We start from the raw sequence: 15631 nt of genomic DNA, 5'->3' as shown, positions 1-15631 counted from the left end.
ATGAAGGAGCCCTTCATCGTCAGCAGATGCGGGGGAGTTGCTCGCCGACCAGCACGTCGACCACGCGGGACGAGCCGACCAGGGTGTGAGCCAGTACGCGACCAGGTGCGCCCTGCGTGACCTCGCCGATGATCGTGGTTTCGGCCCCCTCCGGCAGGTCGCGCATCGCTGCCACCACGGCGTCGACCGAAGCGGGCGCCACGAACGCCACCAGACATCCCTCGTTGGCCACGTGGAACGGATCGAGCCCGAGCAGGTCGCACGCGGCGGCGACGGGTGCCGGCACGGGTACGGCGGACTCGACGATCTCCACGCACACCTCGGACGCCGCGGCGATCTCGTTGAGCGAGCCCGCGAGCCCTCCACGCGTGGGGTCTCGCAGCGCGTGCACGTCCGCGCCGCCCGCCGCGATCATCGCGGCGACGAGCTCGTGGAGCGGCTGGCTGTCGGAGGAGATGTCGGCTTCGAATCCGAGGCCTTCGCGGGAGCTGAGGATCGAGACGCCGTGCCGGCCGATCGGGCCCGACACGAGCACGATGTCGCCGACTGCGGCACTCGCGGCCGACGGCCACGCGTCGCGCAACCGCACGCCGACCCCGGTCGTGGTGATGTAGAGGCCGTCGGCGGCGCCTCGTCCGACCACCTTCGTGTCGCCGGTGACGATCGGAACGCCCACGGCACGGGCGGCGGCCGCGGCGGAGTGCGTGATGTCGCGCAGCTCGGAGATCGGCAGGCCCTCCTCGATGATGTACGCGAGGCTGAGCGCGATCGGGCGAGCGCCGCGCATGGCCAGGTCGTTCACGGTGCCGTGCACGGCCAGCGAACCGATGTCACCGCCGGGGAAGAACCTCGGTGTCACGACGTAGCTGTCGGTGCTGAACACCTGGTCCAGCCCGATCAGCGCGGCGTCCTCGAGCGGTCCGGCGAGGCCCAGCTCCGGCGTGATGACCTCGGCGAGCAGCTCGGCCATGAGCTGGCCGCCGGAGCCGTGCCCGAGCAGGACGCGTTCGGTCTCCACGCGCGGGACGGGGCAGGAGAGTGTCATCGGTGCTCCAGGGTTCGACCGGCGTTGAAGAACGCCGCGCAGGTGCCTTCGCTGGACACCATCGGTGCGCCCAACGGGTTTCTGGGGGTGCAGGTGCGCCCGTAGGCGGCGCAGTCGGTCGGCACGCGGGTGCCGCGCAGGATGTCACCGGCGATGCAGTCGGGCGACTCGCGTGTCACGAGATCACCGACGGCGAACCTGGTTTCGGCGTCGTAGCTGGCGAACTCGGGGCTGAGGGCGAGACCGCTGGCCTTGATCGGGCCGATGCCGCGCCACGTCCGGTCGGTCACCCGGAACACGCGCCGCATCGCGTCCTGTGCGGCGGTGTTGCCGGTCCGGCGCACGGCGCGGGCGTACTGGTTCTCGACCTCCGCACGGCCCTGTTCGAGCTGCCGCACCGCCATCAGGATGCCTTCGAGCAGGTCGAGCGGTTCGAACCCGGTCACCACGACCGGAACGCCGTACTTCTCGGCGATCGGCTCGTACTCGGTCCACCCCATGACCGCGCACACGTGACCGGCAGCGAGAAAGGCCTGCACCTGCGTGTCCGGGTCGTCCATCAGCGCGGTGATCGCGGGAGGTACCAGCACGTGGCTCACCAGCACGCTGAAGTTCGGGATGCCGGTCGACGCGGCGTGCAGCACGGCCATCGCGTTGGCGGGCGCGGTCGTCTCGAAACCGACCGCCAGGAACACGACTTCGCGGCCGGGGTTGTCCTGGGCGACGCGGACGGCGTCGAGCGGCGTGTAGACGACCCGCACGTCCGCGCCGCGGGCCTTGAGCGAGAGCAGGTCGCCGGACGTGCCGGGCACTCGCAGCATGTCGCCGTAGCTCGTGAAGATCACGTCCGGCCTGGCGGCGATCGCGAGCGCCCTGTCGATGACCTCCAGCGGTGTCACGCACACCGGGCAGCCGGGGCCGTGGATCATCCGGATGCCGGCTGGCAGCAGCTCGTCGATGCCCTGCCGCACGATCGTGTGCGTCTGGCCGCCGCAGACCTCCATGATCGTCCACGGTGCGGTCGCGGTGCTTCGCAGCTCGGCCAGCAGACGCCGGGCGAGCTCGGGATCGCGGTACTCCTGCAGATGCTTCACGGTCCGAGCTCCGTCTCGATCGCGTCCGGCATCGCGCGCAGCACCGCGAGGGTCCTGGCGGCTTCCTCCTCGTCGACGAGCGTGATCGCGAAACCGACGTGCACGATCACGTAGTCACCGACTTCGGCCTCCGGCGTGTAGGCGAGGCAGACCGGTCGGCGCAGCCCGTCGAAGTCGACGGTTCCCGAGCGGGGCTCGGCGTCGTCCAGCGTCACGATCCGTCCCGGAATCCCCAGGCACATCAGCAGTCCCCTCCCGCCAGCACGGCCGCCGCCACGGCGGCCTGTCCGTAGCTGATCCCGCCGTCGTTGACCGGCACGCGCTCGCCGACGAGCACCCGGAAACCGCCCAGCTCGCGGGTCACGGCCTCGACGAGCCTGCGGTTCTGGAACACCCCGCCGCCCAGGCACACGGTCCGCACCTCGCCCGCGACCTCGCGCACCAGTGCCGCCGTCACCTCGCAGATCGTGGTGTGGAACCGTGCCGCCGCCACGCCGACCGGGTCACCGCACGTGACCAGGTCGCGCAGGGTCGGCACGGGGTCGTACACCCACATCCCGTCCCGCTGGTGGAGCTTCCACTCGAAGGACGGCCCGGTGTGGCCGCCGGCCGAGGCTTCCAGGAGAACGGCCGCTTCGCCTTCGTAGGTGTTGTCCTCGCACAGGCCGAGCAGCGCGGCGGCCGCGTCGAACAGCCTGCCCGCGCTGGACGCGAGCGGGCTGTTGACCTGCCGCTCGACCATCTTCCGCACGAGACCGGCTTCCGCCGTCCTCCCGATGTCCGGAATGGACGGTGCACCGAAGTCCTCGGCCCCGTACAGGTAGCCGAGAGCCATGCGGGAGGGCCGTCGCACCGCGACTTCACCACCGGGCAGCGGAGCGCGGCCGAACCGGCCGACCCGCCGGTAGTCCCGGTACGTGGCCAGGAAGATCTCGCCACCCCACAACGTGCCGTCGTCGCCCAGCCCGAGACCGTCGTACGCGACACCGATGAACTGGCCTCTGACGCCGTGTTCCGCCGCGGTCGCCGCGACGTGGGCGTGGTGGTGCTGGACCGGGATCCGGCGCTCGCGCGACCACCGCTCGGCGTACCGCGTCGACAGGTAGCGGGGGTGCAGGTCGTGCGCGCAGTACTCCGGCGTGGTGCCCTGCCACCGGCACAAGGTCTCCACCGTGCGCTCGAACGCCGCGAAGGTCTGTGCGTTCTCGAGGTCACCGGTGTGCGGACCGACGAGCGCGCGGTCGCCGACCGCGAGTGCCGTGGTGTGCTTGAGCTGTGCGCCCAGCGCCAGCACCGGGGCCGGTGACGGCACCGGCAACGACAAGGGGGCCGGGGCGAACCCGCGTGCCCTGCGCACCATCCGCCCGGCGCGCACCACCGAATCGTCGTAGCGCGCGAGGATCGGCCTGTTGTGCGCCAGCACGCCGTCCACCACCGGTCCGAGCTTCGCCTCCGCTTCCTCGTCGCAGATCGCGATCGGCTCACCGGACCGGTTGCCGCTGGTCACCACGAGAGGACGGGCGAGATCGTGCAGCAGGAGGTGGTGCAACGGGCTGTACGGGAGGAAGAGCCCGACGTCCAGACCGCCGACGCGCGACGGCGACACGACGATCGGGGCGGCGGGAGACGTCAGGAGCTCGGCCGCCTCGTCGTCCACGTCGGAGAACAGACGGGCTTCCGCGACGCCGCGCACCATCACCGCCAACGGCTTGCGCGGGCGGAGCTTGAGCTTGCGCAACCGGGCGACCGCGTCGGAGTCCGCGGCATCACAGATCAGCTGGTAGCCCCCGAGACCCTTGACCGCGACGATCCCGCCGCCCGCGATCACCCTGGTCGCCGCGTGCAGGGCTTCGCCGCCCAGGACCTTCCCCCACCGCAGCCGGGGCCCGCAGTCCGGACAGGCCACCGGCTCCGCGTGGAAGCGGCGGTCGGCCGGATCGTGGTACTCGGCCGAACACGAGGCGCACAGGGGAAAACCGCTCATCGACGTGCGTGACCGGTCGTAGGGCAACGACTCCACGATCGTCGCGCGCGGCCCGCAGTCGGTGCAGTTGATGAACGGGTACCGGTAGCGCCGGTCACCGGGGTCGAACAGCTCCGCCACGCAGGTGTCACAGGTCGCGAGGTCGGGGACGATCGAGCGCGGACCGGCCGCGAACCCGCTGCCCAGCACGACGAACCCGGCGTGCCCGACGTTCTCGTGCGGGCTGACGGTGATGTCGTCGATCCGGGCGTGGCGCGGCGCCCGCTCGTGCAGGGCCCGCCGGAACGCGCTGAGCGTGTCCGGTGACCCGCACGCGGTGATCACGACGTGCCCGCCGACGTTGCGCACGTCCCCTCGGACGCCGAGTTCGGTCGCGAGCCGCAGGACGTGCGGCCGGAACCCGACACCCTGCACGGCGCCGTGCACCTCGATGCGCTCGGTCGTGATCACGGCTCTCCCTCGACGGTGTGCTGTCCCACGAACGTCGCATCGCCGCCGTCCCGTCGTGAGGGGCCTAGGTCCTGCCCGAGCCGGGACCGTTGGGGTCGCGCCGTGCGACCAGCGCCAGGCCGGCGCCGATGAGCAGCGTGAGCAGGCCGCTCAACGCGGGCCGCGGGACGTCCGCCGGTGCGACCACGGAATGGACCGGTGTCTGGTCATCGGCCTGCACCGGCCCGGCGGACGTGCCGAAACACAGCAGGACGGTCAGCAGTCCCACCGCGGCCGATCGGCGTGTTCGGGAGATCATCACGCCCGCCTACGTCGTCGAGTACGGTTCGTCGCGCTCGATCGATCGCGACACCCTGGGCTTCATCGCGTGCTCCCGGCTCTGCTCCGCGAACTCCTCGGCGAGGTGCTCCTGGCGTTCCTCTCCCCGGTAACGGGTCAGGACCGCCATGGTGATCGCGTGGGCCACGGCCAGCAGGAGCAGCACCAGGCCGAGCTTCGTCACGAGCTTCTGCAACGAGCCCTCCACCGGCAGGTCGACGGTGGAGATCAGTGCGACGAGCCCCAGCACGATCAGCGAGAACAACGTGGTGGTGAGCCAGCTGGCCGCCGCGCTTCTGCCGGGATGGTCGTCGTCGCTGAGGTACTTGCGGCCGCTGACCGTGACGACCACAGCGTCGATCACCACCAGCAGCGCGCTGATGACCAGGAACGCGATGTAGCTGTTGGTGTCCATGCCCTCCAGCGTCGAGTCGGCGGTGGCGCGGGGACAGGGCCCTGGGTCCCGCCCCGCAGCGGGCCTTTGGTCGTCCGGTCGGGGATGATTCGCCGGTGAGGTGGTGGTTGAGCCGTCCGGATCTCGGGCGCTACCCGGTGCAGCCGGCCGGGACCGGTGACGTGACCGCGTGGTTCCTGGGCACGAGCTCGGTGTTGCTGAGTGACGGGCACACCGCGGTGCTCACCGACGGCTTCGTCACGCGGCCGGGTCTGGCACGGGTCGCGTTCGGCAGGATCGCTCCGGACCCGCGCGTGGTCGGCGCCGCGTTCGAGCAGCTCGGCAGGCCGCCCATCGGCGCGGTTGTCTGCGCGCACTCCCACTACGACCACGCGCTGGACGCGCCGGTGTGGGCCTCGCTGACCGGAGCGGACCTCGTCGGGTCGGAGTCCACCGCGAACATCGGCCGCGGGCTCGGTGTGCCCGAGCGGAGGCTGCGGGTCGTCGGGGACGGCGACGTTCTCGGCTGCGGCCGGTTCGAGCTGGCGTTCGTCGAGTCCCGGCACAGTCCAGGCGATCGGTATCCCGGCGAGGTGGGTGCCGCGCTGGTGCCGCCCCGCAGGAGCCGGGAGTGGCGCACGGGCGTCGTCTACGCGGTCTTCGTGTCGCACCCGAGCGGGACGGTTCTGGTGCACGCGAGTGCCGGGTTCCGGCCTGGCGCGCTGCACGGCAGACGTGCGGACGTGGTGTACCTGGGCGTCGGCACGCTGGGCCGGCAGCCTGCCCGGTACGTCGAGGAGTACTGGGCCGAGGTCGTGGGCGTGACCGGGGCCCGCCGCGTGGTGCCGGTGCACTGGGACGACTTCTTCGTCTCCCTGGACAGGCCGCTGCGTCCGTTGCCCCGCCCGGCCGACGACCTCGACGTCACGATGCGCCGGCTGTCGGTGCTCGGGGCACGAGACGGTGTGGAGGTGGTGCTCCCGGTGGCGTGGCAGCCCTCCGACCCGTTCGCACATCCGGATCAGGTCTAGGGTCTGTGTCGACGTCCGGCTCTCATCGAACCGGACGTCGACACAGGCCCTAGTAGCCGATCCGATGCAGCAGGTCGGCGCGCGAGGCCTGGTCGTCGGCCGTCTCGACGCCGAGCGGTCCGCCGCCGTCGACCACGCCGATGATGCCCCGGCCCTGCGCGGTGCCCGCGAGGAGCAGGTCCACGGGGTTGGCGGTGGCGCAGAAGATCGTGCACACCTCGGGCACCTGCTTGATGGCGTTGAGCACGTTGACCGGGTAGCCCTCGCGCAGGAACACGATGAACGAGTGACCGGCTCCGACGGCGTTGGCGTTCTTGATCGCGAGCTCGACGAGGTCCTGGTCGTTGCCGGAGTGGCGGACGAGCCGAGGCCCGGAGGCCTCGCAGAACGCCAGTCCGAACCGGAGGTGGGGGCTCGCGCCGGCGAGAGCGTTGTGCAGGTCGTCGACTGACTTGATGAAGTGCGCCTGCCCGATGATGACGTTGAGGTCGTCGGGCTTCTCGATCCTGACCGCGATGATGGACATGATCCGAGTCTGGTCCGTCCTCGATCGTCCGGTTCAGTGGCCAAGGTCCTCAGAATCGATCCCTCGCGGCTGGCGCCAGAGGTACATCGTCCCCGATCCGGTGGGACGTCACGCCCTGGGTGTCCCGGGCCGGTCCCGGTGAGATGCAGTCATGACTGTTGCGACAACGGGACTGTCCTCTGCCGAGGCGGCGAGGAGACTGCACGACGACGGGCCCAACGCGCTGCCGGTCGCGCGACGGCGGCATCCGTTGCTGCTGTTGGTGGAGCAGCTGGTCCACTTCTTCGCGCTGATGCTGTGGGTGGCGGCCGTGCTCGCGCTGATCGCGGGAATGCCCGCGCTGGCGGTGGCCATCGTCGTCGTGGTCGTGCTGAACGGTGTCTTCGCGTTCGCTCAGGAGTACCGGGCCGACCGCGCGGCGCAGCGGTTGCGCGACCTGATGCCGGTGCGCGCCACGGTGCGCAGGGACGGTCACCTCCAGCAGGTCGACGCTTCCGGCCTCGTCGTCGGTGACGAGCTGGTGCTGGAGGCCGGTGCGCGCGTCTGCGCCGATGGCGAGGTGCTGACCGAGGCGGGGCTCGCCGTCGACGAGTCGATGTTGACCGGCGAGAGCGTTCCGGCCAGGCCTGAGGCGGGACAACACGTCTACGCGGGCACCTATGTCGCCGAGGGCGAAGCGTCGGTGCTGGTGGTGGCGACGGGCACGCACACGAAGCTCGCGGGCATCGCCGCGCTGACCCAGGAGGCGAAACCGCCGCGCAGTCCGCTCGCCGGGCAGCTGCACAGGGTCGTGATGGTGGTCGCCGTGATGGCGGTCGTCGTGGGTGCTGCTTTCTTCGGTGCCGCGTTGCTGCTGGGACTGCCGATCGCTGAGGGTTTCCTGTTCGCGATCGGCGTCACGGTCGCGCTCGTGCCGGAAGGGCTGCTGCCGACGGTCACGCTGTCGCTGGCACGGGCGGCGCAGAGCATGGCGGCCAGGAAGGCGTTGGTGCGCAGGCTCGACGCGGTGGAGACGCTCGGCGCCACGACGTTCATCTGCACGGACAAGACCGGCACGTTGACCCGCAACGAGATGTCGGTCGTGCGCGTGTGGACGCCTCGTGGCGAAGTGACCGTGCACGGCAACGGGTACGAGCCGACCGGCACGGTGAACGGTGGTGCCGAGGCGGTCGAACAGGTACGCGCGCTGGCATCGACCGCCAAGCGTTGTTCACCTGCTGCCCACGCACGCCACCACGACGACAGGTGGCTCCCCGTCGGCGACCCGATGGAGGTCGCACTGCACGTCCTCGCCGCACGTCTCGGCGTCGACGGACCCTCGCAGGACGCCGTGCGGTTTCCGTTCGACCCCAGGCGGCGTCGATCGTCCGTTGTGGACTCCGACGGCGTGCACGTGACCGGCGCACCAGACTCGGTTCTTCCATTGTGCGGGATCGTGCCCGGTGCCGAGGAGGCGCTGGCAGGTCTGGCTCAGCGCGGGCTGCGGGTGCTGGCGGTGGCGCGCAGGGCAGGCGGCGGGCAGACCTGGCAGGAAGCCGAACGGGACCTCGAACTGCTCGGCCTGGTGGGTTTGCAGGACCCTCCCCGCGACGACGTGGCGGACGCGATCGCGTCGTGCCGGTCCGCGGGCATTCGCATCGCCATGATCACCGGTGACCACCCGGCCACCGCGAGGGCCATCGCCGAGCAGACCGGTCTGCTGGGTTCCGACGGTCTCGTGCTGGAGGGCAAGGATCTGCCGGCCGAGCAGGACGAGCTGGGCTCGTTGCTCGACAGGGACGGCGTCGTGGTCGCCCGCGTCACGCCGGAGGACAAGCTCCGGATCGCCACGGCGTTGCAGCGTAGAGGACACGTGGTCGCGATGACGGGCGACGGCGTCAACGACGGCCCGGCGTTGCGCGCGGCCGACATCGGCGTCGCGATGGGAGCTTCCGGCACCGACGTGGCCCGCGAGGCCGCTGACCTCGTGCTCCTCGACGACCACTTCGGCACCATCGTCGCCGCGGTCGAGCTGGGCCGTGCGACGTTCGCGAACATCCGCCGCTTCCTGACCTACCACCTCACCGACAACGTCGCCGAGCTCACGCCGTTCGTGGTGTGGGCGTTGTCCGGCGGCTCGATCCCGCTCGCGATCACCGTTCTGCAGGTGCTGGCGCTGGACATCGGCACCGACCTGCTGCCCGCGCTCGCGCTGGGCGCGGAGCCGCCGAACAAGCGCACCATGCGCGGACGCCTGCACACCGGGTCGCTCATCGACGGAGGAGTGCTGCGCCGGGTGTTCCTCGTGCTCGGTCCGGCCGAGGCGGTGATGTCGATGCTCGCGTTCCTCGTGGTGCTGCTGGCCGGCGGCTGGCACGTCGGCGCCACACCGGACGCGGCGTTGCTCGCGACCGCGTCCGGCACCGCGTTCGCCGCGATCGTCCTCGGCCAGCTCGCGAACGCCTACGCGTGCCGCAGCGCGACCCGGTCAGTACCGCGCGTCGGGTTGCGCGGCAACAGGTTGCTGCTGTGGGCGGTGGTGTTCGAGCTCGCCGTGCTGGCGGTCTTCCTCTTCGTGCCACCACTTCCGCACCTGCTCGGCGGGACCGCGCCGTCAGCCCTCGGGTGGGGACTGGCGCTGGCGGCGGTGCCGGTCGTAGTGGTGGCCGATGCTGTCGCAAAGGCGTTTCTCGTCCGTAAACTGCGCTTCACACGGCCAGAACGGCCCCTTACGTCGTGACGACGGCATGCCACATGGTGGCTGGCATGACGGGTACACCGATCTTCGACGCGCTCGCAGAGGAGCTCGACACCAGCTGGTCGAGCCCCGGTGAGATCCCCGCCCAGACCGGATGGCCCGGCGCCGGCGAGGAGGACGAACCGCTGAGCGGGCGCCTGGAGTGAGGCTCAGGGCTCCAGGCACTCCGGGATCGAGTCGCTCTGCCCGGTGGGCTGTTCGGTGCGCCCCTGCGGGTCGTGGATCTTCACCCACCGCACTGAGCTGAACTGCTCGAGCGTCGGGACGATCTCGTCGGCGACGGCGAACGTCGAGCCGTGGACCGAACACACTCAGCTCGTGGGAACGGGTCGGAGACAGGGGCCAAATCCCCTCGCGCACCAGAACCGACGCGAGCCCGGGGGACGCGCGCCTGGATCGAACGCATGCCAACGGCGCTCACACCGGGGACCTTCGTCCCTGCTGCGCGTGCCCCCGCCGTTCCAGCCTTGAGTCATGGGTTGGGAGCCGATCAGGAAACGTCACACCGGGGCGGTCAGGCCGAACCTGGCCGACTACCCGCGGGCGCGTGCGGAGTTCAGCTGGGACAGCGCCCGGCGGCAGCTCGCCGGGTTGCCGGGCGGCGGGCTCAACATCGCGTACGAGGCGGTGGACCGGCACGCCGCCGGTCCGTTGCGCGACAAGGTCGCGATGCGTTGCCGCGATCGCGGCGGGCACGCCACCGAGCTGACCTACGACGACCTCCGTCGTGCCACCAACAGGTTCGCGAACGTGCTGCGGCGCCTCGGCATCGGCAAGGGCGATCGCGTGGCGACGTTGCTCGGCCGGGTGCCGGAGCTGTACGTCACCGCCATCGGCACGGTGAAGAACACGAGCGTGTACGCGCCGCTGTTCTCGGCGTTCGGACCGGAGCCCGTGCGGGAACGCCTGCGTCTGGGCGACGTGCGGGTGCTGGTGACCACGCCGCAGCTGTACCGCAAGCGGGTCGAGCAGCTGCGGGAGTCGTTGCCCGCCCTGGAACACGTGCTGGTGATCGGTGACCCGCCTCCCGGTACGCGGTCGTTCGCCGCGGAGATGGCGCTGGCGAGCGACGAGTTCACCATCCCGCCGACGTCACCGGACGACATGGCGCTGCTGCACTTCACCAGCGGCACCACCGGAAAGCCCAAAGGCGCGGTGCACGTGCACGGCGCCGTGCTGGCACATCACGTCACCGCCGCGTACGCACTCGACCTGCACACCGACGACGTGTACTGGTGCACGGCAGATCCAGGCTGGGTGACCGGAACGTCCTACGGCATCATCGCCCCGCTCACCCACGGCGTGACGATGATCGTGGACGCGTCGGACTTCGACGCGCACGGCTGGTACGAGGTGCTGCAGGACGAACACGTCACGGTCTGGTACACCGCTCCGACCGCGCTGCGCATGCTGATGCGCTCCGGTGCCGAACTGGCCAAGCGGTACGACCTCTCGGCGTTGCGGTTCGTCGCGAGCGTCGGTGAGCCGCTGAACCCGGAAGTCGTGGTGTGGGGCCAGGAAGCGCTCGGTCTGCCGGTGCACGACAACTGGTGGCAGACGGAGACCGGCGCGATCATGATCAGCAACTACGCGGCGGAGGACATCCGGCCGGGTTCCATGGGACTGCCGATGCCCGGTGTCGAGGCCGGGATCGTGACGGGCGACGGCGAACGCGTCGTGGAGGTGACCGACCCGGAAGCGGTCGGCGAGCTGGCGCTGCGGCCGGGCTGGCCGTCGATGTTCCGCGGTTATCTGCACGACGACGCGCGCTACGCGAAGTCCTTCCTGAACGGCTGGTACCTCACCGGTGACCTGGCCCGGCGCGACCCCGACGGTTACTACTGGTTCGTCGGACGGGCCGACGACGTGATCAAGTCCGCCGGCCACCTGGTCGGGCCGTTCGAGGTCGAGAGCGCGCTGATGGAACACGCGGCCGTCGCCGAGGCCGGTGTGATCGGCAAACCGGACCCGGTCGTCGGCGAGGTCGTGAAGGCGTTCGTGACTCTGCGCCCCGGCCACGAACCGACCGACGAGCTGCGCACCGAGCTGATCGCGTTCGGTCGCAGGCGGCTGGGTGCGGTGGCACCCAAGGAGATCGCGTTCGACCAGCACCTGCCGCACACCCGCAGCGGAAAGGTGATGCGCCGGCTGCTGAAGGCGCGCGAGCTGGGACTGCCGGAAGGCGACACGTCCACACTGGAGGTGGGACGGTGAAAGAACACCTGGACCTGTTGCGCGAGATGGTGCGCATCCGCCGGTTCGAGGAGCGGTGTGCCGAGCTGTACAGCTCGGCACAGATCCGCGGTTTCCTGCACCTGTACGTGGGCGAGGAGGCGGTCGCCGCCGGGGTGGTGTCCGAACTGGACCCGCAGGACGCGGTCGTGTCCACCTACCGCGACCACGGGCACGCGCTCGCCCGCGGCGTGCCGATGGACGCCGTGATGGCCGAGATGTTCGGCAAGGTGACCGGGTGCAGCCGGGGCAGGGGCGGGTCGATGCACCTGTTCGACGCGAGCCACCGGTTCTTCGGCGGCAACGCCATCGTCGGCGGGGGACTGCCCGTGGCCGCCGGCCTCGCGCTGGCGCACGTGATGCGGGGCGAGCCCAGGGTCGTCGCGTGCTTCTTCGGCGAGGGAGCTGCGGCCGAGGGCGAGTTCCACGAGGTGCTGAACCTCGCCGCGCTGTGGCGGCTGCCGGTGTTGTTCTGCTGTGAGAACAACATGTACGCGATGGGCACGGCGTTCGCGAAGGAGCACGCCGCCGGTGACCTCGCGCTGCGCGCCTCGTCGTACGGACTGGCGGCCTGGTCGGTGGACGGCATGGACGTGCTCGCCGTCAAGGAGTCGGCCCGTCGGGCCACCGAGTCGATCCGGGCGGGCGGCGGGCCGTGCCTGCTGGAGCTGCGGACGTACCGGTTCCGCGCGCACTCGATGTACGACCCGGAGCGTTACCGGGAGAAGGCGGAAGTGACCCAGTGGCGCCACCTCGACCCGATCGACCGGCTCGTCGAGGTGATGCGGCCGGAGTTCACCGACGACGAACTGGGGGCCATCGAGGCAGAGGTGTCGGTGGAGATCGACCACGCCGTGGCCACCGCCGAGACCGCCGACCTCGAGCCGGTCACCGACCTCACCCGGTTCGTCACCTCGGAGGTGAGCCCGTGAAGACCACCTACCGCGAAGCCCTCCGGGAGGCGATCCGCGACGCGATGAACCGCGACGACCGCGTGTTCCTGATGGGCGAGGACGTCGGCAGCTACGGCGGCTGCTACGCCGTCAGCCTCGGTCTGCTGGAGGAGTTCGGCCCGGAACGGATCCGCGACACCCCTCTGTCGGAGTCGGCGTTCGTCGGCGCGGGCATCGGCGCGGCGCTCAACGGGATGCGCCCGATCGTCGAGGTCATGACGGTCAACTTCAGCCTGCTCGCGCTCGACCAGATCCTCAACAACGCCGCCACGTTGCTGCACATGTCGGGCGGCCAGTTCCCCGTGCCCGTCGTGATCAGGATGACCACGGGCGCCGGACGGCAGCTCGCCGCGCAGCACTCTCACAGCCTCGAAGGCTGGTACGCGCACATCCCCGGCCTGCGGGTGCTCGCACCCGCGACGCTCGAGGACGCGCGCGGCATGCTGTGGCCGGCGCTGTGCGACCCCGACCCGGTGCTGATCTTCGAGCACAACGCCCTCTACAACCTCTCCGGCGAGCTGGCCGACGACGCCGGCCCGGTGGACCTCACCCGTGCCGCGGTGCGCAGGCCGGGCACGGACGTCACGCTCATCACCTACGGCGGCAGCCTCGCCAAGACGCTGACCGCGGCCGACGAGCTCGCGGCGGACGGCATCGACGCCGAGGTGATCGACCTGCGCACGCTGCGGCCGCTGGACGCGGACACGTTCCTGGAGTCCGTGCGGCGCACGCATCGCGCGGTGGTCGTGGACGAGGGCTGGCGCAGCGGCAGCCTGTCGGCCGAGATCGCCGCACGCATCGCCGAGGAGGCGCTGTACGAGCTCGACGCGCCGGTCCGGCGGGTGTGCAGCGCGGAGGTGCCGATCCCGTACGCGAAGCACCTGGAGGAGGCGGCGCTGCCACAACCGGCGTCGATCGCCGCCGCGGCCCGCGAGGTGGTGCGCGGTGGCTGAGTTCAGGATGCCCTCGCTCGGCGCCGACATGGACGAGGGCACGGTGATCGAGTGGCTGGTGAAGCCGGGGGACACCGTGGCGCGAGGTGACGTCGTCGCGGTCGTGGACACCGCGAAGGCCGCGGTCGACGTCGAGTGCTTCGAGGGCGGCGTGATCGAGGACATCCTGGTGCAGCCGGGCAAAGCGGTACCGGTCGGCACGCCGCTCGCCACCATCGGGACGGCGGACGGCGCGAGAGCGAAGCCCGCGGCGGCGAAACCGTCGGCGCCCGCTCCGGCCGCGGCGTCGGCACCCGCGGCGTCGGCACTCTCGGCGTCTGCGCCCGCTCCGGCCGCACCGTCCGCATCTGCGGCGTCCGCGCCCGCACCGGCACCGCCCGCGCCCGCACCGCCCGCATCCGCACCGCCCTCACCCGCACCGCCCGCATCCGCACCCGCGGCGTCTGCACCCGCTCCGGCCGTGCCGTCGGCACCTGCGCCACCCCCGAGGTCGCGACCTCCTGTCGTCGGGCCACTGGTGCGAAAGCAGGCCGCGGAGCTGGGCGTAGACCTGGCCGGAGTCCGCGGCACCGGCAGAGGTGGCGCGATCACCCGTGCCGACGTGCAACGGGCCGCCCGGCCGCGCGCGGTGGCCGAGTCGCCCGTGCGCACCAGAGTGTCGCCGTACGCCCGGCGTCTCGCGAAGGAGCTCGGCGTCGATCTCGCTCAGGTCGTGGCGCGCGACGGCACCGTGCGCGCGGCCGACGTCCGTGCGGTGAAGCCCGCACCGCGGGTCGAGAAACCGGCCGCGCCCGTCGTCGACCGAACCGCGGCCACGCGGCAGGCCACGGCGAGGCTGATGGCACGGTCGAAGCGCGAGATCCCGCACTACTACCTGAGCACCACGATCGACATGACCACCGCGATGGCGCGGCTGGCCGAGCTGAACCGCGACCTGCCGGTGGAACGCCGCGTGCTCCCGGTCGCCCTGGTGCTGCGGGCCTGCGCACGTGCGGCGGAGAAGGTGCCGCAGCTCAACGGGTTCTGGAACAGCGAAGGGTTCGAGCCCGGCGAGGGCGTGCGGCTCGGGATGGCGGTCTCGCTGCGCGGCGGCGGGCTGATCGTCCCGGTGATCGTGGACGCGACGGCGCTCGGGCCGGTCGAGATGATGGACCGGGTGCGCGACCTCGTCACCCGCGCCCGCGGCGGACGGCTGCGCGGCAGCGAGCTGACCGAGGCAACCATCACGGTCACCAACCTGGGCGACCGGGGCGTCGAGTCGGTCTTCGGCGTGATCCACCCACCACAGGTCGCTCTCGTCGGCGTCGGCAAGGTGCTCGAACGCCCCTGGGCCGTCGACGGCCTGCTCGGCGTGCGTCCGGTGGTCACCGTGACGCTGTCGGCCGACCACCGCGCCACCGACGGGCACACCGGCGCCCGCTACCTGGAGTTCGTCGAGAAACTGCTGACCACACCGGAGGAGCCATGACACCCGACGAAGCCCGCGACATGATCCAGGCCGCCCTGCTGACCGTCGCGCCGGACGCGGAGCTCGGCGACGTCGCCGCCGACGCGGACCTGCGCGAGGAGCTCGACCTCGACTCCATCGACTTCCAGGCCTACGCGGCCGAGCTGAGCAGGCGCAGCGGCCTGCCGGTCACCGAGGACGACCAGCGCAGGCTCACCACGCTCGCGGCGGGAGTGACGTTCCTCAGCCGAGCCAGCTGACCAGCGCGCGCCAGGCAGGGGCCGAGAACGCGAGCACGTCGCCGCCCGCGTTCTTCGAGTCCCTCACCAGCGCGTCCTGGGCGAGTGACACCTCCACGCATTCGCCTGAACCGTTGGCACTGCTGAACGTGCTCTTACGCCAGATCCGGTCGTGGGTCATCGGAGTCCTCCCGCAGTCCGCTGACGTACTCCGCCAGCCGCCTACGG

General features: G+C 71.2%; 17 protein-coding genes. 8 read left to right on the top strand and 9 right to left on the bottom strand.

The annotated features are described in order from the left end of the window. Window positions 1-19: 19 nt before the first annotated feature. From hypE to AOM45_RS48695, 6 genes are all read right to left on the bottom strand, one after another. On the bottom strand, window positions 20-1045 hold the full coding sequence (hypE, locus tag AOM45_RS48720; RefSeq protein WP_030474211.1) for a hydrogenase expression/formation protein HypE: 1026 nt from the start codon (window positions 1043-1045) through the stop codon (window positions 20-22). Continuing rightward, window positions 1042-2139 carry a hydrogenase formation protein HypD gene (gene hypD, locus AOM45_RS48715; RefSeq protein WP_030474212.1) on the bottom strand — a complete coding sequence of 366 codons (1098 nt, stop codon included), beginning with the start codon at window positions 2137-2139 and terminating at the stop codon, window positions 1042-1044. The genes hypE and hypD overlap by 4 nt, the downstream gene beginning before the upstream one ends. Then, entirely contained in the window at window positions 2136-2381 is a 246-nt protein-coding gene (locus AOM45_RS48710) for a HypC/HybG/HupF family hydrogenase formation chaperone (RefSeq protein WP_030474213.1), read from the bottom strand. Before AOM45_RS48710 ends, hypD begins: the two co-directional genes overlap by 4 nt. Continuing rightward, window positions 2381-4573 (bottom strand): carbamoyltransferase HypF, encoded by a 2193-nt coding sequence (gene hypF / locus AOM45_RS48705; protein ID WP_201780215.1) that lies wholly within the window; start codon window positions 4571-4573, stop codon window positions 2381-2383. The genes AOM45_RS48710 and hypF overlap by 1 nt, the downstream gene beginning before the upstream one ends. 64 nt (window positions 4574-4637) lie before the next feature. Continuing rightward, on the bottom strand, window positions 4638-4871 hold the full coding sequence (locus tag AOM45_RS48700) for a hypothetical protein (protein ID WP_156094497.1): 234 nt from the start codon (window positions 4869-4871) through the stop codon (window positions 4638-4640). A gap of 9 nt (window positions 4872-4880) precedes the next feature. Next, window positions 4881-5306: a hypothetical protein gene (locus AOM45_RS48695; RefSeq protein WP_030474216.1), complete on the bottom strand. Its 426-nt coding sequence runs from the start codon at window positions 5304-5306 to the stop codon at window positions 4881-4883. Window positions 5307-5401: 95 nt separating this feature from the next. Here AOM45_RS48695 and AOM45_RS48690 point away from each other — a divergent pair, with 95 nt between their 5' ends. Then, window positions 5402-6316, top strand: coding sequence for an MBL fold metallo-hydrolase (locus tag AOM45_RS48690; RefSeq protein WP_030474217.1), 915 nt, complete (start codon window positions 5402-5404; stop codon window positions 6314-6316). Window positions 6317-6365: 49 nt separating this feature from the next. Here the strand turns inward: AOM45_RS48690 and AOM45_RS48685 are convergent, their stop codons facing one another. After that, window positions 6366-6842 carry an adenosine-specific kinase gene (locus AOM45_RS48685; protein ID WP_030474218.1) on the bottom strand — a complete coding sequence of 159 codons (477 nt, stop codon included), beginning with the start codon at window positions 6840-6842 and terminating at the stop codon, window positions 6366-6368. Between the two features lie 151 nt (window positions 6843-6993). Here AOM45_RS48685 and AOM45_RS48680 point away from each other — a divergent pair, with 151 nt between their 5' ends. Next, complete coding sequence (locus AOM45_RS48680; protein WP_030474219.1) at window positions 6994-9561, top strand: cation-translocating P-type ATPase; 2568 nt, start codon at window positions 6994-6996, stop codon at window positions 9559-9561. Window positions 9562-9587: 26 nt separating this feature from the next. Next, on the top strand, window positions 9588-9725 hold the full coding sequence (locus AOM45_RS51630) for a hypothetical protein (protein WP_156094499.1): 138 nt from the start codon (window positions 9588-9590) through the stop codon (window positions 9723-9725). A gap of 3 nt (window positions 9726-9728) precedes the next feature. Here AOM45_RS51630 and AOM45_RS51625 read toward each other — a convergent pair whose 3' ends face one another. Continuing rightward, the gene (locus tag AOM45_RS51625; RefSeq protein WP_156094500.1) at window positions 9729-9890 is read right to left on the bottom strand and encodes a hypothetical protein; all 162 of its coding nucleotides are present in this window, start codon (window positions 9888-9890) and stop codon (window positions 9729-9731) included. A 163-nt stretch (window positions 9891-10053) separates the two neighbouring features. On the opposite strand from AOM45_RS51625, the gene acsA reads away from it, so the two are divergent. Genes acsA through AOM45_RS48655 form a run of 5 tightly spaced genes read left to right on the top strand, consistent with a single transcriptional unit; the run spans window position 10054 to window position 15424 of the window. Beyond that, window positions 10054-11793: an acetate--CoA ligase gene (gene acsA, locus AOM45_RS48675; RefSeq protein ID WP_030474220.1), complete on the top strand. Its 1740-nt coding sequence runs from the start codon at window positions 10054-10056 to the stop codon at window positions 11791-11793. Beyond that, window positions 11790-12743, top strand: coding sequence for a pyruvate dehydrogenase (acetyl-transferring) E1 component subunit alpha (gene pdhA, locus AOM45_RS48670; RefSeq protein WP_236704119.1), 954 nt, complete (start codon window positions 11790-11792; stop codon window positions 12741-12743). Before acsA ends, pdhA begins: the two co-directional genes overlap by 4 nt. Continuing rightward, window positions 12740-13717: an alpha-ketoacid dehydrogenase subunit beta gene (locus tag AOM45_RS48665; RefSeq protein ID WP_030474222.1), complete on the top strand. Its 978-nt coding sequence runs from the start codon at window positions 12740-12742 to the stop codon at window positions 13715-13717. Before pdhA ends, AOM45_RS48665 begins: the two co-directional genes overlap by 4 nt. Continuing rightward, the gene (locus AOM45_RS48660; RefSeq protein WP_030474223.1) at window positions 13710-15185 is read left to right on the top strand and encodes a dihydrolipoamide acetyltransferase family protein; all 1476 of its coding nucleotides are present in this window, start codon (window positions 13710-13712) and stop codon (window positions 15183-15185) included. Before AOM45_RS48665 ends, AOM45_RS48660 begins: the two co-directional genes overlap by 8 nt. After that, a complete protein-coding gene (locus tag AOM45_RS48655; protein WP_030474224.1) occupies window positions 15182-15424 on the top strand; it encodes a phosphopantetheine-binding protein in 243 nt (80 codons plus the stop codon). The genes AOM45_RS48660 and AOM45_RS48655 overlap by 4 nt, the downstream gene beginning before the upstream one ends. On the opposite strand, the gene AOM45_RS50410 is transcribed toward AOM45_RS48655, so the two are convergent. Beyond that, window positions 15408-15584 (bottom strand): DUF397 domain-containing protein, encoded by a 177-nt coding sequence (locus AOM45_RS50410; RefSeq protein WP_081902855.1) that lies wholly within the window; start codon window positions 15582-15584, stop codon window positions 15408-15410. The two genes, AOM45_RS48655 and AOM45_RS50410, sit on opposite strands and share 17 nt — an antisense overlap. Between the last annotated feature and the right edge of the window lie 47 nt (window positions 15585-15631).

Source organism: Lentzea aerocolonigenes, from assembly GCF_000974445.1.
Taxonomy (GTDB): Bacteria; Actinomycetota; Actinomycetes; order Mycobacteriales; family Pseudonocardiaceae; genus Lentzea; species Lentzea aerocolonigenes.
This window is presented reverse-complemented; position numbering and strand designations above follow the sequence as displayed.